23 protein-coding genes are annotated in these 21,142 nt (G+C 70.9%); 11 read left to right on the top strand and 12 right to left on the bottom strand.

Annotated elements, in window-relative coordinates; all coding sequences use genetic code 11:
* Positions 1-2 precede the first annotated feature (2 nt).
* The gene (locus ACFSZT_RS04545; RefSeq protein WP_377395945.1) at positions 3-944 is read left to right on the top strand and encodes a LysR family transcriptional regulator; all 942 of its coding nucleotides are present in this window, start codon (positions 3-5) and stop codon (positions 942-944) included.
* Between the two features lie 23 nt (positions 945-967).
* On the opposite strand, the gene ACFSZT_RS04540 is transcribed toward ACFSZT_RS04545, so the two are convergent.
* Both ACFSZT_RS04540 and ACFSZT_RS04535 read right to left on the bottom strand, forming a co-directional pair.
* A complete protein-coding gene (locus ACFSZT_RS04540) occupies positions 968-1,765 on the bottom strand; it encodes an alpha/beta fold hydrolase (RefSeq protein WP_377395941.1) in 798 nt (265 codons plus the stop codon).
* A gap of 198 nt (positions 1,766-1,963) precedes the next feature.
* Entirely contained in the window at positions 1,964-2,839 is an 876-nt protein-coding gene (locus tag ACFSZT_RS04535) for an oxidoreductase (RefSeq protein ID WP_377395938.1), read from the bottom strand.
* A 144-nt stretch (positions 2,840-2,983) separates the two neighbouring features.
* Between ACFSZT_RS04535 and ACFSZT_RS04530 the strand changes: the two genes are divergently transcribed.
* On the top strand, positions 2,984-3,841 hold the full coding sequence (locus ACFSZT_RS04530) for a helix-turn-helix transcriptional regulator (protein WP_377395935.1): 858 nt from the start codon (positions 2,984-2,986) through the stop codon (positions 3,839-3,841).
* A gap of 27 nt (positions 3,842-3,868) precedes the next feature.
* Here ACFSZT_RS04530 and ACFSZT_RS04525 read toward each other — a convergent pair whose 3' ends face one another.
* Together ACFSZT_RS04525 and cmtR are read right to left on the bottom strand one after the other, a co-directional pair.
* A complete protein-coding gene (locus tag ACFSZT_RS04525) occupies positions 3,869-4,528 on the bottom strand; it encodes a cation transporter (protein WP_377395932.1) in 660 nt (219 codons plus the stop codon).
* Complete coding sequence (gene cmtR, locus ACFSZT_RS04520; protein ID WP_377395929.1) at positions 4,525-4,875, bottom strand: Cd(II)/Pb(II)-sensing metalloregulatory transcriptional regulator CmtR; 351 nt, start codon at positions 4,873-4,875, stop codon at positions 4,525-4,527. The genes ACFSZT_RS04525 and cmtR overlap by 4 nt, the downstream gene beginning before the upstream one ends.
* A 137-nt stretch (positions 4,876-5,012) precedes the next feature.
* On the opposite strand from cmtR, the gene ACFSZT_RS04515 reads away from it, so the two are divergent.
* From ACFSZT_RS04515 to ACFSZT_RS04500, 4 genes are all read left to right on the top strand, one after another.
* Positions 5,013-5,162: a hypothetical protein gene (locus ACFSZT_RS04515; RefSeq protein ID WP_377395926.1), complete on the top strand. Its 150-nt coding sequence runs from the start codon at positions 5,013-5,015 to the stop codon at positions 5,160-5,162.
* Positions 5,163-5,400: 238 nt separating this feature from the next.
* Positions 5,401-6,201, top strand: coding sequence for a hypothetical protein (locus ACFSZT_RS04510; RefSeq protein ID WP_377395923.1), 801 nt, complete (start codon positions 5,401-5,403; stop codon positions 6,199-6,201).
* Between the two features lie 59 nt (positions 6,202-6,260).
* Positions 6,261-6,833, top strand: coding sequence for a dihydrofolate reductase family protein (locus ACFSZT_RS04505; protein WP_377395920.1), 573 nt, complete (start codon positions 6,261-6,263; stop codon positions 6,831-6,833).
* A gap of 38 nt (positions 6,834-6,871) precedes the next feature.
* Positions 6,872-7,360, top strand: coding sequence for a protein-tyrosine phosphatase family protein (locus ACFSZT_RS04500; RefSeq protein WP_377395917.1), 489 nt, complete (start codon positions 6,872-6,874; stop codon positions 7,358-7,360).
* On the opposite strand, the gene ACFSZT_RS04495 is transcribed toward ACFSZT_RS04500, so the two are convergent.
* Entirely contained in the window at positions 7,320-7,658 is a 339-nt protein-coding gene (locus tag ACFSZT_RS04495; protein ID WP_377395914.1) for an MmcQ/YjbR family DNA-binding protein, read from the bottom strand. The genes ACFSZT_RS04500 and ACFSZT_RS04495 overlap by 41 nt on opposite strands.
* Positions 7,659-7,803: 145 nt before the next feature.
* On the opposite strand from ACFSZT_RS04495, the gene ACFSZT_RS04490 reads away from it, so the two are divergent.
* Entirely contained in the window at positions 7,804-8,529 is a 726-nt protein-coding gene (locus tag ACFSZT_RS04490) for a VanZ family protein (RefSeq protein ID WP_377395911.1), read from the top strand.
* 118 nt (positions 8,530-8,647) lie between these two features.
* Here the strand turns inward: ACFSZT_RS04490 and ACFSZT_RS04485 are convergent, their stop codons facing one another.
* Positions 8,648-9,004 carry a VOC family protein gene (locus ACFSZT_RS04485; protein WP_377395908.1) on the bottom strand — a complete coding sequence of 119 codons (357 nt, stop codon included), beginning with the start codon at positions 9,002-9,004 and terminating at the stop codon, positions 8,648-8,650.
* Between the two features lie 42 nt (positions 9,005-9,046).
* Between ACFSZT_RS04485 and mug the strand changes: the two genes are divergently transcribed.
* From mug to ACFSZT_RS04465, 4 genes are all read left to right on the top strand, one after another.
* Complete coding sequence (gene mug, locus ACFSZT_RS04480) at positions 9,047-9,595, top strand: G/U mismatch-specific DNA glycosylase (RefSeq protein WP_377395905.1); 549 nt, start codon at positions 9,047-9,049, stop codon at positions 9,593-9,595.
* A 171-nt stretch (positions 9,596-9,766) separates the two neighbouring features.
* Positions 9,767-10,546, top strand: coding sequence for a LuxR C-terminal-related transcriptional regulator (locus ACFSZT_RS04475; protein ID WP_377395902.1), 780 nt, complete (start codon positions 9,767-9,769; stop codon positions 10,544-10,546).
* A 296-nt stretch (positions 10,547-10,842) separates the two neighbouring features.
* Entirely contained in the window at positions 10,843-12,687 is a 1,845-nt protein-coding gene (locus tag ACFSZT_RS04470; RefSeq protein WP_377395899.1) for an acyl-CoA dehydrogenase, read from the top strand.
* Between the two features lie 147 nt (positions 12,688-12,834).
* On the top strand, positions 12,835-13,116 hold the full coding sequence (locus ACFSZT_RS04465; protein ID WP_377395896.1) for a GlsB/YeaQ/YmgE family stress response membrane protein: 282 nt from the start codon (positions 12,835-12,837) through the stop codon (positions 13,114-13,116).
* A 153-nt stretch (positions 13,117-13,269) separates the two neighbouring features.
* On the opposite strand, the gene ACFSZT_RS04460 is transcribed toward ACFSZT_RS04465, so the two are convergent.
* The 6 genes from ACFSZT_RS04460 to ACFSZT_RS04435 form a co-directional block, all read right to left on the bottom strand.
* Complete coding sequence (locus ACFSZT_RS04460; RefSeq protein WP_377395893.1) at positions 13,270-15,549, bottom strand: VanW family protein; 2,280 nt, start codon at positions 15,547-15,549, stop codon at positions 13,270-13,272.
* 26 nt (positions 15,550-15,575) lie between these two features.
* Positions 15,576-15,869 carry a GroES family chaperonin gene (locus ACFSZT_RS04455; RefSeq protein ID WP_377396338.1) on the bottom strand — a complete coding sequence of 98 codons (294 nt, stop codon included), beginning with the start codon at positions 15,867-15,869 and terminating at the stop codon, positions 15,576-15,578.
* A 61-nt stretch (positions 15,870-15,930) separates the two neighbouring features.
* The gene (locus ACFSZT_RS04450; protein ID WP_377395889.1) at positions 15,931-17,778 is read right to left on the bottom strand and encodes an NHL domain-containing thioredoxin family protein; all 1,848 of its coding nucleotides are present in this window, start codon (positions 17,776-17,778) and stop codon (positions 15,931-15,933) included.
* Between the two features lie 88 nt (positions 17,779-17,866).
* Positions 17,867-18,091: a hypothetical protein gene (locus ACFSZT_RS04445; RefSeq protein ID WP_377395886.1), complete on the bottom strand. Its 225-nt coding sequence runs from the start codon at positions 18,089-18,091 to the stop codon at positions 17,867-17,869.
* Between the two features lie 28 nt (positions 18,092-18,119).
* Positions 18,120-18,581, bottom strand: coding sequence for an SRPBCC family protein (locus tag ACFSZT_RS04440; RefSeq protein WP_377395883.1), 462 nt, complete (start codon positions 18,579-18,581; stop codon positions 18,120-18,122).
* 16 nt (positions 18,582-18,597) lie between these two features.
* Positions 18,598-20,991, bottom strand: coding sequence for an oxidoreductase (locus ACFSZT_RS04435; protein ID WP_377395880.1), 2,394 nt, complete (start codon positions 20,989-20,991; stop codon positions 18,598-18,600).
* Positions 20,992-21,142: the final 151 nt, after the last annotated feature.

Genomic DNA, 21,142 nt, shown 5'->3' with positions numbered 1-21,142 from the left:
GAATGATCGACCCGCGGCTCAGGATGCTCCAGCTCGTGGCCCACCACGGCACGGTCACGGCGGCCGCGGCGGCACTGCACTACACGCCGTCGGCGGTCTCGTACCAGCTACGGCAGCTGGCCGACGAGCTCGGCGTCGAACTGGTGACTCAGCACGGCCGGGGTGTCCAGCTGACCGCGGCTGCGCGGACGCTGCTACGCCACGCCGACGCGCTGTTCGCCGAGGCGGAACGTACCTACGCCGAACTCGCCTCGATGACCGACGAGCCCAGCGGTCCCTTCACCCTGTGCGGCTTCTCCACCGCCGCGACGCACCTGCTGCCGCCGGCGGCCGCGGCACTCCGCGACCGCTATCCGAACCTGCGGGTACGGGTGATCGAAGCCGAACCGGCCCGCTGCTTCGACCTCCTGCTGGCCGGCGATGCCGATCTCGCGCTGGTGATCAACACCGCCGACACGCCTCCCGCGGCCGACGAACGCTTCGACCAGCAACCACTACTCGACGACCCACTGGACCTCGTGGTGCCCGCCGGACATCGGCTCACCGAACTGCGCAAGGTCACCCTTGCCGATGCCGCCGACGAGCCGTGGATCGTCGGCCGCCCGGGAAGCACCTACCACCTCCTCGTCCGCAACGCCTGTACGGCCGCCGGCTTCACCCCGAACATCGAGCACTACGCCGACGAATGGGACACCGGAACCGCGCTGGTGGCCCACCACTTCGGCATCATCCTGGTGCCGCGGCTCGCCCGGTTGCCCGACGGCTGGCCCGTCGTCCGGCTGCCGCTCCACGGCGAACCAGCTCCCGCCCGCCGCATCCTGGCCGCGACGCGGCGTGGTCACGGTGATCACCCGGCGACCGCCGCGTCGCTGGCGATGATCGAGACCACGGCAGCCGGCCTGCTCCCTCGCCCCACCGGCTCGGCGGCGGGGAACCGCGGATAGCGCCGAGACTCTCGGCAACCGATTCAGCGCCCGTCCACCTCGCGCCAGAAGGCGTCGACGCGGGTGTTGAACACGTCCGGGACTTCCTGGAACGGCTGGTGGGCTTCGCCGGGGAGGATCTCGAACCGCGCCCGCGGGATCCGCTCGGCGACGGCACGTCCGAACCGGGGTGGCGTGGCGATGTCGATTTCTCCGGAAAGCACAAGGGTCGGCACCGTGATCGCGGCCAGCCGGTCGAGAGTTTCGTGCTTCTCGAACGCCTCGAGCTGGCGATGGAACGCCTCCGGCGACTGCGGATGGGGGAAGGCCAGCGTTTCCTCGACGAACCTGTCGACCAGGCCGTCGGCGTGGGCGCGCGGCGTGTAGACCCACAGGAAGAACGCCTCGAGCATCGCGCGCTCGCTCGGAGCCTGGTCGACCATCCAGTGCCAGAAGCCGGTCATCGACCGGAAGTAGGCGTCGGGGCGGGCGAAGGTGCTCATGAGCACCAGGCTGCGAACCGCATCCGGGTGCCGCAGCGCCAGTTCCTGCGCGATGACGCTGCCTCCCGAGAAACCCGCGACATGGGCTGACGAGATGCCGAGCGCCCGCAGCAGCGCCACGGCGTCGTCGGCCATCATCGGCACGGACAGCGGTTCGTCGCTCAGCTCCGTCCGGCCCGCGCCCCGGTTGTCGAACGCCGTGACGCGGTACCGATCGGCCAGCCCGTCGAGCTGCGCCTGCCACGCCTCGGCGGGGTCGCTCAGTCCGGCGATCAGGAACACGTCCGGTCCCTCACCCTGACGCACGGCCCACATGCTGAGCCCGTCTGCGTCGACCATCTCGCCCATCGTCGGCCTCCGCGAGGCTGGCTGTGCCCTTCCGAGGTACCGGATCGTCGCATGGTCGCGGGTGGCCGGAGCCGCGTGCTTTTTCAACCGGCACCGTCGACACTCCGCGCGGGGCCGGACGAGTCCCGGAAAGTTCGGACCACCGAGGCGTGCGATGACCTCGGCGAGCCGCGGGGCCCCCGAGAAACCCTAGGCGGCGATGCCGTCCAGCTCCGCGAGGGCATCCTGCGGCAGCTCAAGCTCGGCCGCGGCGAGGTTTTCACGCAGGTGTGCCACCTCCGAGGTGCCGGGGATGACGACGATGTTCGGCGAGCGGTGCAGCAGCCAGGCGATCGCGACCGCCTTCGGTGTCGTGTCCAGGCGCGCGGCGACCGTGTCGAGGGTGCCGGACTGAAGGGGACTGAAGCCGCCCAGCGGCCAGAACGCCGTGTAGGCGACGCCTTGCCCGTTCAGCGACGCGATGAGCTTCTCGTCGCCTCGGTGGGCGACGTTGTACCAGTTCTGCACCGTCACGATCGGCGCGATCGTCTGCGCCTCGGCGACCTGGTCGGCGTCCACGACGGACAGGCCGAGGTGCTTGATCTTGCCCTGCTCGCGCAGCTCGGCGAGCGCGCCGAAGGGCTCGGCGAGCGACCCGGGAACGGGCGAGTGCCCGTCCGGCCCTCCACCGATCCGCAGGTTCACGACGTCGAGGGCCTCGACGTCGAGGGTCTTCAGGTTCGACTCGACCTGCTCACGCAGCTGCTGCGGTGAGCGGGCGTGCGGCCAGCCCCCATGCTCGTCGCGCACCGAGCCGACCTTGGTGACGATTCCGACGCCGTCGTACGGGGCGAGCGCCTCGCGGATGATCTCGTTCGTGACATGCGGCCCGTAGAAGTCCGCCGTGTCGATGTGGTTCACCCCGGCCTCGACGGCCGCCCGCAGCACGCGGACCGCCTCGTCGCGATCGGCCGGAGGCCCCCACACGCGCGGCCCGGCCAGCTGCGTGGCGCCGTATCCCATGCGCGTGAAGCCGATGCCCTGGGAGGTGGCGAAGATGCCGCCGAGCTTGTTCTGGCTGGCCATGGTCTGCCGTTTTTCCTTTCCCGTTCCTCACGGTGAGGTCGTGGATCCAGGTTGATCCGGGCGCGGCAGTTCACCCAGAGCCCCCGAGTTCCTGGGGATATCAGGGCCACCCTCCCCGATCCCGTCCGGACGTAAGGTGACCGCATGTCGGGATCTGTCAACCTGCTGGGCGACTATCTGCGTGCGCGCCGCGAGCTCGTCACCCCGGAGCAGGTCGGCTTGCCGCAAATCGGGATCCGCCGCGTACCCGGCCTCAGGCGCGAGGAGGTCGCGATGCTCGCCGGCATCAGCGCGGACTACTACCTGCGGCTCGAACAGGGACGCGACCGCAGCGCGTCGCGGCAGGTCCTCGAGTCTCTCGCCAGGGTGCTGCGGCTCGACGACGACGGTGCCGAGTATCTGCTGTCCCTCGCCCAGCCGGGGCCACGCACCCCCCGGCGGCGTCCGCACCGGGAGACGGTGCCGACCGGGATCCGCATACTCGTCGACGCCATCGGCTTTCCGGCCTTCGTCGAAGGCCGCTACTTCGACGTGCTCGCCGCGAACCCGGCCGCGGCTGCCCTGTCTCCCCGGCTCGTTGTCGGTAACAACCGGCTGCGCGACGTGTTCCTGGATCCCGCCGAACAGGCCCTGTACCCCGCATGGGACGAGGTCACCGCGCGCCTCGTCGCCGGATTCCGCAGCTCCGTCGGAGTCGCCGTGGAAGACCAGCGATTCGTGGACCTCGTCGGCAGCCTCTCCATCGCGAGCCCCCGCTTTCGCGAGCTTTGGGGACGCCAGGACGTCGCCCGCCGGGAAGGAGCGACGATGTCGGTCGAGCATCCCGTGGTGGGCGAGCTCACCCTGTTCCGGGAGAAGCTTCCGATCACGGGAACGAACGGGCAGATGCTCGTCATCTACCACCCCGAGCCCGGCAGCCGCGACGCCGACAAGCTCACGCTGCTGATCTCGTCCGAGCTGCCCTCTCTCGGCTCACCGTCCCGTCCGGACATCCAGGCCTGACCGGCACGCACGGAGTCGTGGCCGCGGTCAGCAGCAGTGCTCGCCGCGCCAGGCTTCCCGGCCTTCCTTCACCGCCACGGCGGCGATCACCAGCGCGACGACCGGGTCCGCCCAGGCCCAGCCGAACAGCGAGTTGAGCAGCAGCCCGGCGAGCAGCACGCCGGAGAGGTACGTGCACAGCAGCGTCTGTTTCGAGTCGGCCACCGCGCTGGTGGAGCCGAGTTCGCGGCCGGTGCGGCGCTGGGCGTACGACAGGAACGGCATGACCACCAGCGACACGGCGGCGAGGACGATGCCGACCGTCGAGTGTTCCGCCGCATCGGCGCCGAGGAGAGCGCGTACCGATTCCACGGTGACATAGGCCGCCAGCGCGAAGAACGACACCGCGATCACCTTGAGGGCGGTTCGCTCGCGCGCTTCGGGGTCCGTGCCGGAGAACTGCCACGCCACCGCGGCGGCGGAGGCGACCTCGATCACCGAGTCGAGGCCGAAGCCGATCAGCGCCGTCGACGAAGCCACGGTCCCGGCCGCGATGGCGACGACGGCCTCGATGACGTTGTAGGTGATCGTCGCCCCGACGAGCAGCCGAACCCGCCGCGACAGCACGGCTCGCCGAGTGTCGGTGAGCGTCGGCGCGCCGTCGGTGCGGCAGGCGTCCACGCACCCGGTCCGCACCTCCTCGGTCATGGTCGGGCCGCTTCCGCAGCGGTGGCCGGCGCGTCGTCCACGCACGGCTGGGCGGTGTCGACGGCGAGCACCACCTGGAGCAGCTCGGTCAGCGCCCGGGCGAGGTGGGCGTCCGCGAGCTCGTACCGAACCTGCCTGCCCTCGTAGGCCGCCACCACCAGGCCGCAGCCACGCAGGCAGGCCAGGTGGTTCGACACGTTGGAGCGGGACAGCCCCAGCTTGACGGCCAGTTGGCCCGGGTACCGGACACCGTCCAACAGCGCCACCAGGATCCGGCATCGCGTGGGGTCGGCCAGTGCGCGCCCGAGCCGGGCCAGCGCCGACTCCCGCGCCTCACAGGTCAGCATGCGCGAAACAGTACAGCAGAGACTGAACAATCACCTGTGACCAAGCCCAAGAACGGTCACGAGTTGATAACGCGGGCGCACGTCGTGTCGATAGTCCCGGCGGTCCCCATCGCCCCCGACACAGCTGGAGTGTCCAGATGAAGTCAGCCATCGGCGGAGCCTCCGTGCTCGCCGTGGCCGGTGTGGCCGCGTGGTCGGTCACCGGCGAAGCCATGCTGCTGATGCTCGGCCTGCTCTGCCTGCTCGTGCTCTCGGTGGTCGTGCTCGCGCCAAGCACGACGCGGTAGCCTCACCGGCCATGTGCGCGGCCACCCTCGTGCTCGTGCACAGCCCCTTCCTGGAGCCGTCGCCATGCGTCCCCTGGCCGGCCGGCTTCCCGGCCGCCGCCACGGACCTCGACGGTCTCCATCACCTCGCACCCGCGCGCATCCGGACACCATCGCGGCGGCCCTGTTGGAACTCCTCGACGAGGTCGCCGGCTGAATCCGTCGTGGCGTGTCGTTGCCGCTGGCACCATTGGCCGCCATGCGGATTCGCATCACGACCGCCCGCCTGCCGCCCGGCAACGCCGGCGACGACCGGGTCTTCACCACCGAGCACGCCGTCGTCGTGCTGGACGGGTCATCGGCGTTCATCCCGCTCGACGTGCCCGCGTCCACCTACGCCGACCGGCTCGGCGGCCACCTCCGCGACACGCTCGCCACGCGGCCCGATGCAGACCTCCGCGCGACCCTTGCCGACGGCATCGCCGCCACCGCCGCCGAGCTCGGCCTCGTCCCGGGCGAGTCGCCGTCCAGCACCGTCACCATCCTGCGCGCGCTCGACGAGCGCGTCGACGTGCTCATGCTCGGGGACAACCTCCTGGTGTGGCCGGGCGAATCGCTGACCGACGACCGCATGGACCGGCTCCGCGTCGAGCCGTGGCTGCGCTACCGCGAGCGACTCGCGGCCGGAACGGGGTACGACACCGAACACCGGCGCCTCTTGCGGGAGTTGCACCGCGAGCTGACCCGGCTGCGCAACCGCGACGGCGGCTACTGGATCGCGGAGGCCGACCCCGCAGCGGCCGCCCACGCACTCGGCTGGTCGCGCGACGCCGGCGCCGTCCCGTGGGCGGTGCTGGCCACCGACGGCGCGTACCGCACCATGCGGCACCTCGGTCTCGACGACTGGCCCGAACTCGCCGGTGCCGACAGTGCCGCGCTGGCCGGCGTGCTCGACCGATGCCAACGCTGGGAAGCCGACACAGACCCCGACGGTGCCGCGTTGCCCCGCGCCAAGCGGCACGACGACAAGACCCTGGCCGTCGTCCGCCGGACGCGATGAGTTCCGCCCGCGAAGGCGGTCGGTAAGGGCAGGCGCCGTCGCTCCGGAGGGAGGCAACCGTGCGCACGCTCGCGATCACCCAGAACGTCACCGTGGACGGGTCCATCGAGATGCTCGACGACTGGTTCGAGCCACAAGCCGGAGCCGACGACACGGAACTGCTCGCCGAGACGCGCCGGCAGGACAGCCGGGCGGACGCGTTCCTCGTCGGGCGCCGGACGTTCGAGGACCTTCGCGGCTACTGGCCCCGACAGGCCGACGACCGCACCGGCATCACCGCCTACCTCGACCAGGTGAGCAAGTACGTCGTCTCCACCACGATGTCGGACCCGGGCTGGCAGAACACCACGGTGCTCTCCGGCGATCCGGTTGCGGAGGTCCGCGCACTCAAGGTGCGCCCGGGCCTCGACATCGTGGTCACCGGCAGCATCACGCTCTGCCACGCGCTCATCGATGCCGGACTGGTGGACGAGTACCGGCTGTTCGTCTACCCGGTCGTGCAGGGCCGGGGCCGCCGGCTGTTCCCCGACGGCACCGCCCCGCGGAATCTGACACTGCTCGAGGCGAGGACTTTCGCGGGCGGCATCACGTACACGCGTTACGCGCAGCGCGAACAGGTTTCGCCGACGTGACCGGTGGCGGGTACCGCGACCGTCAGCACAATCGAGGCATGACGGCACGCGTGCTCGAGGGAGCCGTCCGTTTGCCCGACGGCGTGTGGGTGCGCGGCCGGGGGCTCCGCCGCCCGTGGCCGGGTGGACCCCCGCCGGACTTCGGTCTGTATCTCGGCGCCGGCGTCCTCCGGCGCAGGCACGACGCGTCGCTGACCTGGCCGCACGAGTGGGTCCGTTGGGTCGACGGCTGGCTGCCGAGCGACTGGAACGCGGCCGCGGACGCGCTCGTCGACCTGCATGAGCGCGCGAGGAACGGCGAGGCAGTGGAGATCGCCTGCCACGGTGGTCTCGGGCGCACGGGCACGGCCATCGCGTGCCTGGCGACGCTGAGCGGATTGTCCCCGGGCGAGGCGCTCCGCTGGACCCGGCGCAACTACCACCGCCGCGCCGTCGAGGCGCCGTGGCAGCGCGCCTACATCACGTGGTTCGCCCGCCACCGGCCTCTCAGCCGCCCCGGACCTTCCGGAGTCGAGCGGGCGCCTTGATCCGCCACGCGTCCTCGATGAGCTCGCGCAGTTGGTCCTCGTCCACGCGCTCGAGGTCGACGAGGATCGCGCCGTAGCCGTCGTAGTGCGGTGTCGTGTAGAAGGCCGGATCACCCGAGGCCAGCAGCGCCTCCTTCTCGTCGAGCCCGCACATCAGCATCAGCCCGCCCTCGGCTTCGGTCCGGAGGCGGGCGAAGCCCTTGCCCGCGACCTTCAGCGCGGGAGTGCGATACGACGTCGACTCCTCGACCTCGGGCAGTTCGGCGGCGAAGGCGACCACGTCGTCCCATGTCGGCATGCGCTCAGTGTCGCGCAGGAGGGCGCGTGCGGTCTTGGTGAAACGGGAACCGCCGGACGGCCGTCGGCCGAATGGCCGAGGAGGGCACCGACCAGCGGCTTTTAGACCGAGGTTCGCCGCGGCCGTGATCCATAGCGTCGTTGTCATGACGTGGGCACAGCAGACAGCACTCGGCTACGGTCTCCTCGGCTTTCTCGTGATCTGGGGGACCGTGGTGATCCCTCAGCTGCTCAGTCAGTACGCGCGCTTCGGCCGGGTGCTGCCGAGGCGGCTCGCCGGCACGGCCGCGGTCACGCTGTACGCCTGCCTTGCCCTGGCGGTGGTGTTCCTGCCGCTGCCCGGACCGGGGACAGCCCCGCTGGAGCAGGTGGTGCAGCCGGTGCCGTTCCAGTGGGTCTCCGATGTCGGCATCGAGCTGACCAAGCACGACCAGCCGGCGAGCGAGGCGCTCTTCACGCAGACGTTCCAGCAGCTCGCCATGAACGTGCTGTTGTTCGTGCCGCTCGGGCTGTTCGGCCGGGCCCGGTGGAAGCTCGGGGTGGTGGCGGCGACGCTGCTCGGGTTCGGACTGTCGCTGCTGGTCGAGATCTGCCAGGTCACGGCCAACTTCGGCACCGCCCCGTTCGCCTACCGCATCTTCGACGTCGACGACCTCATGGCCAACACCCTGGGCGCGCTGCTCGGCTGGATCGTCGCCGCGCTGGCGCTCGCGCTGCTCAGTTCGGCGGGCGCTCCTGCAGCCGGGCGTGCAACCTGGCCGGCGCGAGGGGATCAACCTCGCCCATGGCAGCCAGCCGGGCCTGTCGTTGCCGGGCGTGCCGCCGTGCCGCACGCCGGTCTTCCCACGCGACCGTTGCGGTCGCGGCCATGAGGAGCAGCACGACAAGGCCGATGACCAACGCCAGGTCCACGTCATCCCCCTTGATGCCGTTGTGTGTGGCGGATCACATAGCGTACGCAGGCAGCGGCCCGTTACGCCACCCCCGGCTTCACGGCGGCGGCAACACGCAGAACTCGTTGCCCTCGGGATCGGCCAGCACCACCCACGGGTGGCGGGATTCGTCGGACAGCACTGTCGCCCCGAGCCCGACCAGCCGCCGGACCTCGGTGTCCTGATCCCCGCCCTCGCCGGGGGCGAGGTCGAGGTGCAGGCGATTCTTGCCCGCCTTCGCCTCGGGAACGGGCTGGAACAGCAGGGGCGGCGAACCGTCGAGCTGGACGTACTCGGCGCCATCGGCATCCCGCCAGTGGCGCGGGGCCGGGTAGCCGAGGGCGTCCCGCCAGAAAGCCGCGAGCTCGGCGGGCCGCGCACTGTCCACGACGACGGCGATGACGCGACTGGGCATGCAGCACGCTTACCCGGCGCCGTGAACGGTCACACTGCGGCCATGCCGGACCGTCCTACGAAAGCGCAGCTCGCGGCCGCACACGGCCGCACGATCGACGACGTCATCGCACCCGGACTGCACGTCCTGTTCTGCGGCATCAACCCGGGCCTGTATTCCGGCGCGACCGGCTACCACTTCGCCCGGCCGGGCAACCGCTTCTGGGCCGCCCTGCACGCGGGCGGCTTCACCCCCAGGCAACTGGACCCGAGCGAGCAGCACCGGCTCCTCGACTACGGCCTGGGCATCACCAATCTCGTGGCGAGGACCACAGCGCGGGCCGACGAACTGACCGTCGAGGAGCTACGCGCGGGCGCCGACGAGCTCGCCCGCAAGCTCGACCGGTACCGCCCGCGCTGGCTCGCCGTGGTCGGCATCACGGCCTACCGGACGGCGTTCGGCAAGCCCAAGGCCGTCGTCGGCGAACAAGATCACCAGGTCAGCGGGGTTCCGGTGTGGGTGTTGCCCAATCCGAGCGGGCTCAACGCCCACTGGACACCCGCGGATTTCGCAATCGAGTTCGCACGTCTGTGTGTCCGGTCAGCGAGCTAGCCACATTCGGTGCACACTCCGTCATGGATTGAATGAATAGGCGTCCAAAGCGTCACGGGGTCGGATCTCGCGAGTCCCAGCAGGGGAAGGGACGAGGAAGACCTCACCGGGGGGCCGTGGAGACACGGTGAGCGAACGCGCCTGGGGTGGCGTGCGGGAGACGGAGTGGTAATGGCGCACAGCATGGACAAGGCCCGGCAGGCGCCGGGTCTCGGAGCCGCGGCGACAAGGGCTCTGACGGTTGCGGCACTCGACCCCGTGCCGATCTTCCGGGAGGGGCTGAACGTGCTGGTCAGCCGCACTCCGGGACTGCAGTGGATCGGCCACGCGGCCACCCACCACGCGTCCTTGCAGCTGTGCGAGCAGCTCCGGCCGAACATCGTCATCGTCGACTCGGGGTTCGACCCGCACTGTCACCTGGTCAGGCTGCTGTGCGAGGGCGATCCGGCGCTGGTCATCGTGGTGCTGGTGCGCGAGACTCATCGGACGGCACAGTTCCTGTCCACGGCGGCCGCCGCCGGGGCGCACGCCATGGTGCCGCGCGCGGCCGACCCGCGCAGGTTGGCCGAGGCGATCCGCCGCGCCCACGCCGAGCGCCGCTACACCGACCCGTCCCTTGCGGCGCTGACCGCCCGGCCGAAGCGGCAGCCCGCCGGATCGAGTGGGGCGCTGACCTCCGCCCACCGGCCGCAGATGCCGCTCTCACGGCGCGAGTACCAGGTGTTGCAGCTCGTGGCCGAGGGGCTGGAGAACTCGGCGATCGCCAAGACGCTGTTCCTGTCCGTCGAGACGGTGCGGACGCACGTCAAGAGCATCCTGCGCAAGCTCTCGGCACGCGATCGCACCCACGCGGTCACCAAGGCGTTCCGTGCGGGAATCCTGATTCCCCGGCCCGAGGACGGCGGCGCACCCGCGCGGGACGCGGTACCGGCCCCGAACACGCAGGTCTGAGACGCCGCCGGTCACCCTGGACGGCCGACACGGCTACCGGAACCGCAGACACGGCTACCGGAACGGCAGACACGGCTACCGGAACGGCAGACACGGTGACCGGAACCGCAGACACGGTGATCCAGGCGGCATAGCCGGCTGCCTGGACGAGCTCGCGCGGGCCGCAATTCGGGGGACCACCCTTGCCGTCGGTTACCGACAGGTAATATCCTGATGTTACCGGCGAGTAGGGCAGGAGTTGCAGTCCACCTGGAGGTCCCAGCCGGAAACCCGAACAACCCGTACGGAGCGACGACATGGGCCACTACAAGAGCAACGTGCGAGACCTCGAGTTCAACCTCTTCGAGGTCCTCGGCGTCCAGGAGCGTCTCGGCAAGGGCGTGCTGGCGGAATCCGACGAGGAGACCGCCCGCGGCGTGCTGTCCGAGCTGAACAACCTCGCCGTGGGACCGCTGGCCGAGTCCTTCGTGGACGCCGACCGCAACCCGCCGGTGTACGACCCGAAGACCTTCTCCGCCACGCTGCCGGAGTCGTTCAAGAAGAGCTACCAGCAGCTCTGGGACGGCGAGTGGTGGCGGCTCGGCCTCACCAACGAGCTGGGCGGCTTCGGCCTGCCCCCGACGGTGCAGTGGGCCGCGGCCGAGCTGATCCTCGGCGCCAACCCTGCCCTGTTCATGTACATGGCCGGCCCGAACTTCGCGATGATCCTCGACCGCAACGGCACCGAGGAGCAGAAGCGCTGGGCTCGCATCATGATCGAACGCGCGTGGGGCGCCACCATGGTGCTCACCGAGCCGGACGCCGGCTCCGACGTCGGCGCGGGCCGCACCAAGGCCGTCAAGCAGGAGGACGGCTCCTGGCACCTGGAGGGCGTCAAGCGGTTCATCACCTCGGCCGACCAGGACATGACCGAGAACATCATGCACCTGGTGCTGGCCCGTCCCGAGGGCCCCGGCATCGAGGCCAAGCCCGGCACCAAGGGCCTGTCGCTGTTCCTCGTGCCGAAGTACCACTTCGACACCAATACCGGTGAGCTCGGTGAGCGCAACGGCGTCTTCGTGACCAACGTCGAGCACAAGATGGGCCTGAAGGTCTCGACCACCTGCGAGCTCACCTTCGGCCAGCACGGCACGCCCGCCAAGGGCTGGCTGCTCGGCGAGGTGCACAACGGCATCGCGCAGATGTTCCAGGTCATCGAGTACGCCCGCATGATGGTGGGCACGAAGGCCATCGCGACGCTGTCCACCGGTTACCTCAACGCGCTCGAGTTCGCCAAGGAGCGCGTGCAGGGCCCCGACCTCACCCGCCAGACCGACAAGACGGCGCCGCGCGTCACCATCACGCACCACCCCGACGTGCGCCGGTCGCTGATGCTGCAGAAGGCCTACGCCGAGGGCCTGCGCGCGGTGTACCTCTACACCGCGTCGTTCCAGGACCAGGTGTGGACGCAGGAAGGCGATGAGGACTCGCTCGACCTCGCCGAGCGCGTCAACGACCTGCTGCTGCCGATCGTCAAGGGCGTCGGCTCCGAGCGCGCGAGTGAGCAGCTGATCCAGTCATTGCAGACCCTCGGTGGCTCGGGCTTCCTGCAGGACTACCCCATCGAGCAGTACATCCGCGACTCGAAGATCGACTCGCTGTACGAGGGCACCACGGCCATCCAGTCGATGGACTTCTTCTTCCGCAAGATCGTCCGCGACAAGGGCAAGGCACTGACCTACATCGCGGGGGAGATCACCAAGTTCATCGAGTCGGAGGCCGGCAACGGCAGGCTGAAGCGGGAGCGCGAGCTGCTCAAGCAGGCGCTGGACGACGTCCAGGGCATGCTCGGCGCGATGATCGGCTACCTGACCTCCTCCCAGGAGGACGTCAAGAACATCTACAAGGTCGGTCAGCACACCGTGCGGCTGCTGATGTCGGCGGGCGACCTGCTCGTCGGCTGGCAGCTGCTCAAGCAGGCCGAGATCGCGCTCGGCAAGCTCGACGCGGGCGCCGCCGGCAAGGACACCGCGTTCTACCAGGGCAAGGTGGCCGTGGCGTCGTTCTTCGCCAAGACCGTGCTGCCGGAGCTCACCGCCCGCAGGGCGATCGTCGAGGCCGCCGACAACGACCTGATGGAGATCGACGAGGCGGCGTTCTGATCAACCGCTGACCTGCGACGAACGGGCACTTCGGCCGCGCTTGCCGCGGCCGGAGTGCCCGTTTTGTACTCAGTGGACTGGTTACGATACCGCGAGTTGGGTACACACCATGCGTCATCCGCTGACACGGAACAGGAGTGGAGGACCATGGCTGTCTCGGGAATCATCTCGGCGATTCTGGTCGGACTGGTACTCGGTGTACTGGGTAGGTTCATCGCGCCCGGTAAGCAGGGCATCCCGATCTGGCTGACCATTCTGGTCGGCATCGCGGCCGCGTTCATCGGCACCGCGATCGCTCGTGGCCTCGGCTACGCCGACACCGACGGCTGGGACTGGCTGGAGTTCATCACGCAGCTCGTCGTCGCCGCCATCGGCGTCTCCCTGGTCGCCGGTTTGTACGGCAGGAACCGGAGAAAGCTCCGTACCTAGCCAACCCGGTCGGCGCGTGGACCGACGCGTCCAGCCAGGGCGTGCTGACCTCGTAGACGACCACCCGAGCTGATTCGGATCGGCCGGCCGTCGGCGCACCGTTCATCGGTGCTGCTCGGCGGCCGGCCGATTTGCGTGCCCACGACCCGGTCGCTACCCGTCCTGGTCGACGGTGACGTCCTGCTCCTCCGCCGACTCGTCGTCCGTGTCCGGAGGCTCCGTGGGCTCGGAGACCTCCGAGGAGGGCTCCGTCGTCTCGGGAGGCTCGGACGTCTCCGGTGGCGGCTGGGTCTGCGAGTAGGTACGCGAGTTCTCCGGCGCGTCCGACGTCTCCGGCTCGTCAGAGGTCTCCGGAGGCTCCGAGGTGCCGGGCCGGCCGGGGGAATCCGGCGACGCCGGCGGTCCGGGCCGCGGCGGCTCCTCGGGCGGAGTCCCGGTGGGGTCGTCGGGCGGTGTCGGCTCGGGCTCCTCCGGGCTCGTCGGCGGTGGCCCGCACACCACCCGCACCACCGGTTCGTACCGCACGGCCTGGGTCTCCCGGCGCACCTCGCGGCCGGTGCCCACGTCGTAGAGCACCCGCGTGTCCGACACCGTGAAGCCCTCCGCGCCCGGCGACGGTGTGCACGAGGCGTCCAGCTGCCGGTCCACGGGCGGAGCTTCGATGTCGGTGCGCGGACCCGTCGAGCTCTCCACCCGGTACTGCCTGGTGCCCCAGATCCGCACGGTCACCGAGTCGCCGTCCGTGAACGCCTGCACGGCGACACCGCGGGCGAGGTCGTTGGTGAACGACAAGTCGACGCTGGAGCCGTCGTCCCGCAGCGACACCGCGTCGCGGGCGGGCGGGTAGCGGTCGACGTAGTGGGTGTGGTGGGTGTGCCCGGCGTCGCCGAGACCCGCGAGGTAGGCGGCGTTGTACAGCGTGCTCGTGAACTGGGAGACGCCACCGCCGATCACCGGCGGTCCGCTGCCGTCCTCGTGCAGTGGCGCGGTGACGTAGCCCTGGGACGCGGTCCGCGACCCGGTGCGGGCATCGAGGCTGAACGTCTCGCCGGGCCGCACGACGGCACCGTTGACGGCGGCGGCAATGGTCTCGACGTTCTGCGCCACGGCGCCCTCGAGCCCATCGGTGGTGAACTCGCCGACGACCTCCTTGATGCCGAGCGAGGCCAGCTCCTGGGTGCTCACCCCGGGACTGCGGACGTTGTAGACCACGGGCAGCACGCGGTCCTGCTGCCGACCGGCGACCTGGAAGAACGGGGCGAACGTGCGTTGCCAGTCGATGTCCCGGCCCGGTTCGGCCGGCGCGACCGACGGGCCGGAGCTCGCGAAGACGATGCGTGCGTCGGCCGCCTGCTGCTCGGTACCGCGCAGGCGCGGCGACAGGATCCGCTCCAGCGACGCGCGGTCGAGGTCCATGCGGAGGTCGCCGTCCCCGATGGGCGTGTAGCGCAGCGCGTCGCCGATCTGCTTCGGTGTCAGCGCGACGGTGCTGCCGGCACCCCGCACCGTGACCGGTCCGGAGACCAGGGGCCGCGTGCGATCGAGCGCCTCTCGCACCCCGGCGGGGGAGGTCCGCGCGGGGGTGACGTGCACGGGCACGGTGACGGCGTCCTCGGTCAGCCAGCCGGCCTTCACCGCAGCCATCGCGGCGTCGAAGTCGGTGAGCCACTGCCCCTGGCGTGGCTGGATGGCGTAGGGGCGCACCGCACCGTCGCCGCCCGCCACCGCCCGGAAGCCCACGCCGCCCTCGGTGACCCCGTGGTTGATCCGCTCGGTCGCGAGGGTGCCGAGCGCGGCACGCAGCCGCTCGTCGTCGGTCGTGGCGGCGACGCCGACCTCGCGCGTGACGAAGAACGACGTGAGTCGCGTGAGCGGGTTCAGCGGCTGGCTGCCGGCCCGTTCGACCGTGCCGGCCCAGTCCAGACCGAGCCCGGCGCTGGTGGGGTCGAGCCGCGCGCTGACGTCGCCGGCGCGCACCGGCAGCGGATCGGTGAGCCGGGGCTGCAGCTCACGCCGCAAGGTGCTCTCCGCCGCCGCCCGGCTCATGCCGCCGACCTCCACGCCCGCCACCGTGACCCCGCGGGGGACGTCCCCGATGCTCATCAGCAGGTCGAGCAGGTACAGCAGCACGAACACCGCGGCCGAACCGCCGAAGACCATGAACGCGATGCCGATGCCCCGGCGCACCCGCCTACCGGGAGGCGGCGCGGTGGGCCCGCGCGGCTCGAGCAGGTCGGCGGCGAGGCCCTCCGCCTCGTCGCCGTACCGGAGGGCGGGGTATGCGGAGAACGCCGCGGGGACATCGTCGCGGTGGGCGGCCGGATCGTTCGGCCACGCCGGTTCGTGGGACAGGGGCCCGGCCTCGGGCCAGTCGGGGTCCGGGGGCGAGCCGGGATCACCGTCCCACCGCGGCCGGTCATGTTCCTCGTGCACCAGCCCCTCCCCACGGTCGGCGCCGCCTACAAGTACAAGCCTGTGCCGTGCTCCGTACGTTCGCTAGCGATGGCGTGGATGTCGCGCTCCCGCATCACCAGATAGGCGTCCCCCTGGATCTCGACCTCGAGCGGGTCCTCCTGGTTGAACAGCACCCGGTTGCCGACCTTGACGTTGCGCACGTTGTTGCCGACACCGAGGACGTTGCCCCAGGTCAGGCGGCGAGCCACCTGCGCCGTCGCCGGAATGACGATGCCGCTACTGCTGCGACGTTCGCCGTCCTCGGCAGGCACCCGCACGAGCACCCGGTCGTGCAACATCTGAATTTCGAGCTTCGCGTCCGGGCTCACGGATTCTTTGGGGTCAGACACGCGTCCAATGCTACGTCGCGGGGTTTCCCGCCATGACAAGACGAAGGCTGCCTTCTCCGCTCGCATCGACCCGGATCGGCACTCCCCAGTCCTGTCTGGTGACGCGGCAGGCCGGATGCTCGGCGTCGGTGTCGCAGCTGGCCGCCTGCGCGACGATCTGCAGCACCCCCTCGGTGTAGCCCTCGGCGATCCGGATCGTGCGGGAGAGGTCGGTGCCACTGCCCGTTCCCTCCGCCAGCAGCCCCGGCGGCGACGCGCTGATCTCGAGCCGGGTGGAAGGCCCGAACCGGTCGTCCAGCTTCTCGCCGGGCGGCGGCACGAACACCACGGAGAACTCCACCGCGCCGGGCGCGAGCAGCGTCGGCGGCCTGCGCACGGCCAGCGCGTCACCGTCCACCTGGGCGGTCTCGCTCGCGTCCAGCGGCGACAGCCGGTGCGCGCCCGTCTCGACAACCAGGACCCCGGAGTCGGTCACCACGAGTCCCGCCGGCTCGGCGAGGTCCTTGGCGAGCGTGCTCACCTCGCCCACGGCCGGGTCGTAGCGGCGCACGGCGCCGTTGTAGGTGTCGGCGATCGCCGGCGAGCCGTCCGGCAGCAGCGCGACGCCGAGCGGGTGCTGCAACAGCGCGTGGGCGGCCTTGCCGTCACGGTGGCCGAAGGAGAACAGGTCGCTGCCCACGGCGGTGTAGACGGTGAAGTCCGCCGGGCCGGTGCCGGAGCGCTCGATCCACCGCAGCGCCGAGGTCTCCGCGTCGACGAGCCACAACCGGTCGCGGCCGACGGCGAGCCCCGACGGCTGCGCGAAGAACGCCTCGGTGACCGCTCCGTCCCGCAGTCCCTCGACCGTGGTGCCCGCGAACCGGCGGATGGTGCGCTCGACAGGGTCGAACACGCTCAGCGTGTGGTTGCCCGCCATCGCGACCACCACGCCGTCGACGGCGTCCCACCAGCGCACGTCCCACGGGCTGGTCAGGTCGACCTCCAGCGCGGGGCCGGAGTCCGTGCCGTCGCGCCACTGCGCGCCGGTGCCCGCTACCGTGGTGACGCTCCCGTTGCGCAGGTCGATGCCGCGCAACTTGTGGTTGGCGGTGTCGGCCACGACGAGGTGGTAGCCGACGCGCTCGGCGACGTGCTCCGGCAGGAGCGCCAGGCCGGACGGCTCGGCGAACCGGGCGATGTCGAAGGCGCCGTCGAGGTCGCCGCGGGCCCCGCTGCCGAAGCGGCGTACGAGCGTCTCGGCGTCGGAGGCGAACTCGGCGATCGAGTGGTTGGCGGTGTCGGCCACCAGGACCCGGCCCGAGGCCGTCACGACGGCCTTGCTCGGGAACCGCAGTTCGGTGGCGGCCTGCTCGGCGGGCACGTACGGGCTACCGCCCCGGCGCAACGTGCCCTTGTCGTCGTGGGTGGCGACCAGGCCGGCGATCACCCGGCGCAGCGCCTCACCGTGTCCCTCGCCCGCGGCCACGTGCACGACGTAGCCCTCCGGATCGATCACCACGAGCGTCGGCCACGCCTTCACCGCGTACTGCTGCCACGTGGCCATGTCGGGGTCGTTCAGCACCGGGTGCCGCACGCCGTAGCGCTCGACGGCCGCCTCGATCGCGGCGCGCTCGCCCTCGTGCGGGAACTTCGGCGAATGCACCCCGATGGTGACGAGCACGTCGGCGAACTCGTCCTCGATCGGCTTCAGCTCGTCGAGTACATGCAGGCAGTTGATGCAGCCGCTGGTCCAGAAGTCGAGCAAGACGATCTTGCCGCGCAGGTCGGCGAGCCGGATGCGGTCGCCACCCGTGTTCAGCCAGTCCCTTCCGGCGAGCTCGGGCGCCCGGACGTTCTGCCGCGTTGTCGAGACACTCACGCCTCCAGTCAACGCGCCGTGGCCCGCCGGTGTGCCCGCGGCGAAGGCATTACCCCCGGCAGAGCGATGTGATGTTCGCCGTGCCCGGTCAGCTGCGGTCGCGCACCGGCCCGCTCGCCGGTTCGGTCAGCGTGACCGTCGGCAGCCGGGTGCCGGTCTTCCACAGCGTGGAGCTGGTCGAGCCGGACGTCGGCCGCGGTTCCGGTTCGTCCGCGCAACCCGCGCACAGTCCGGCCAGCAGGAGGGCGGCGACGATCGAGGCGGCAAGTCGCATGGGCGGTGCCAGGCTTTCCGGGTCGGAAGGGGACGACACCAGCTCATCGCGGCCGTGCGCTGCGACGTTACGACTCCGCGCGGGCCTTGAGCCGCGTCAGCGTGGTCTGAATGTTGGCGTGGTTGCGCGCCGCCCGGTCCCGGACGCCCAGCACCGGCCCGGTGACGGTGCGGAACCAGTCCGGCCGCCGGTCCCAGGTGCGTTCGACGACCCGGCACCCGCCGTCGCGCGGTTCGAGGTCGTACTGCCAGCGGGAGATGCGCAACGGGCCGAACGTCACCTCGAACGCGAACCGGCTGCCCTCCTCGGCATCGGTGACCGTGCACGTGGTGCTCCACCGCCGGAATCCGTTGCGGTTGTGGCCGCGGAACCGCGCCCCCGGCCTGGCCTCGGTGGCACCGCCGAGCCAGCGGTGGCCGTGATACTCGCCCGCCAGCTCGGCCAGCACACCCGGGTCGCTCACGAGCGCGTAGACCCGCTCGGCGGGTGCGTCGACGTCGATCTCGCCCTGCGCGTCCGGTGCAGCCATGGCCGTGGATCTTGGCTCACGAACCGTTGCGGCGCAATGTGCGGGTGACACCGGCCGCGACCGTGGTGGCGAGCACCCAGCCCATCGCGGTGAACCCGGTGGAGACCCATTTGTCCTCGTCGGCCATGTACCAGCGGCCCTTGTTGCCGAAGTCGGCGATGGGCACCAGCAGGTCGGCGGTGTAGAGGACGGGGTTCCACTCCAGGCCGGTGTCGTCCCGGTTCACCGCGCAGCGCTCGCCGATCACCTCGAACCGCTCGGTGTCGGTGGTGCAGTCGTCACTGCGCAACCCGAACCACAGGCTGCCCGCCACCAGGAGCACCACCAGCCACGCCAGCGCGCGCACCGGCCGGTAGCCGTAGCCGACCATCCAGCGCTGCAACCAGCTCCACAGCCGGACCCCGCCGCCGAGGAAGCGGTGGCCCTTGGCGAGCGACTCGTAGCGGTACTGCTGCTTCTTGAGCAGCACCGTGTCGGCGTGCTCCTCGTTTCCGCAGGCCCGCAGCATGGCGGCGAACTGGTCGTAGGGCCCCGGCCGGTAGCCGCGGATCGCATCGTGCAGCAGCGCCAGCCGTTTCCGGACGGTCACGTCGTCGTCGAGCTCGATGGGCGTGGCGAGACCGTCGTAGCGGAAGTCCTCGAGCACCAGCCCACCCTGGGCGTGCCACAGCGCCTCGGTGTCGTTCAGCGTGCCGCACCGGGAACGCTGCAGGACGACCTTGCCCCGCGGCGGCACGTCCGGCGCGAGGACGAACTCGTCGGCGCTCGTGTCGCCCGCGTCGAGCGCGACCGACTCGTCGACCTCGTGCGGTGTCGGGTTCTCCCGTGGCGGGCCGTGCAGCTCCGCCCCGGTCAGGTCGAGCTGGCGCTGCACGACGGCACCGTCCATGGTCACGCCGCCGCGCACCCGGAACGGCCGTTCCCGGTCGGCGGTGAGCAGCACGCTCCTGGCCACCTGCACCGACCGCAGGTCCACCGCCCAGCTGCCCGCGTCGGTGATCTCCGGCCGGGTCACGTCGGTGCCGCGCAGGTCGATGCTGCCGCCGACGGTCATGCCCATCAGCCGCAGCGTCCCCTCCACCGAGCACCGCCGCAGCTGCAGGTTTCCCGACACCCGGCTGCGCCGGGCGGACACCACGTCGCGGGCTGGGTGGGCGAACACAGCGTCGCTGATGAGCACGTTCCCGCGCACGGTGACGTCGGCGAGCCGGACCTGGCCCTCCGCCCGCATGCGCTTGCCGTCGAGGTCGCCGTTGATCTCGCTGCCGTCCAGGTGCACCGCCCGGTCCCGGTACGGCGGCTGCTGGCTGGGCAGCACGCGGATGTGGGAATCCGCCAGCCGCAGCGACCCGCCCACGTGTGCGTTGACCAGCCGGATCGTGCCCGTGACGTCGAGCTGGTCGGAGAGCTCCACGTTGCCCTCGACGTGCAGCCGGTCGGCGATCAGCGCCGGCCGCGGGTCGACGTACCAGTCGCCGGTCTTCCACGCGTCGACCACCAGCTCGCCGGACTGGGCCATGTTGAGCCGGGCGCCCCGGAAGTTGATGTCCCCGGACACGTTCAGGCTCGGCATGTACAGCATGCCGTCGGCGGAGAACCGGCGCGGCTTCGTGCGCACGCCGAAACTGTCGACCTCGCACAGCAGGCTGCCACCGACCCGGACCCCGTTGCCGTTGAGCGCGAACCCGCCCGGGTTGCTCAGCTGCGCACCGGAGAAGTTGACGTTGCCGCCCGTGCGCAGGCCGGGGATGCGCACCTCGCCGTCGGCCTCCAGCCGGTACGCGAGTAGCGCGCCGGTCACCACGAGCCGGTCGGCGTGCACGGCCTTGCCGCGAGGGTGGACGATCTTGGTCCGCGTCAGCACCACGGAACCCTCGACGACGCCGTCGGTGAGGTTGACGGCCGCGTCGGGCATGCCGCGCTCGGCTCCGTCGCCGCGCCGCACCGTGGTCTCCCCGTCGACGCTGCCGGCGTCGACCTCCACCAGGCAGTTGATGAGCCGCACGTCGTTGCGGCTGCGGATGTTGCGTGCCTTCAGCCCCGGCAGCCGGCAGCGCCGGAACACGAGGCCGAGCAGGTTCGCCTCGCGCACGTCCGGCGATTCCTCGAACCAGCACCGCTCGAAGCGGAACAGGTACTGCAAGTCGGCTCCGCGCAGGTCGAACCGGCCCCGGATGTAGGCGTTCTCCAGCTGCACGATCGGCGCGTTCGTCGACTGCTTCCGCCACCGCAGCAGGCCCGTGGGGCCGGTCTCGGTGAACGGACGCAGCAGCTCCGCGGCGTCCACCACGTAATGCGGTTCCGAGTCGGGATCGAACGGGTTGAACGGTCGCGGCGGCGCATCCGGCTCCGGGTGACCGACCTCGGCCTCTCCGTTCTCGCGTCCGGTGAGACGGCGACGCACCGGCATCCCGCGCCCCTCTCCTGCTGCTGTGTCGGGCCAGCGAAGCCGATCTTGACGACCCGACACAACCGCCGACCGTGGTACTTGCGGTACTCGGACGGTCGCACAGCGCGATCGGTTCCCTGGTCGAGGGACCGCCGGGGGGACGAGGGCTCTA

The sequence above is a fragment of the Prauserella oleivorans genome (assembly GCF_042685745.1).
Lineage (GTDB): Bacteria > Actinomycetota > Actinomycetes > Mycobacteriales > Pseudonocardiaceae > Prauserella_A > Prauserella_A oleivorans.
This window is presented reverse-complemented; position numbering and strand designations above follow the sequence as displayed.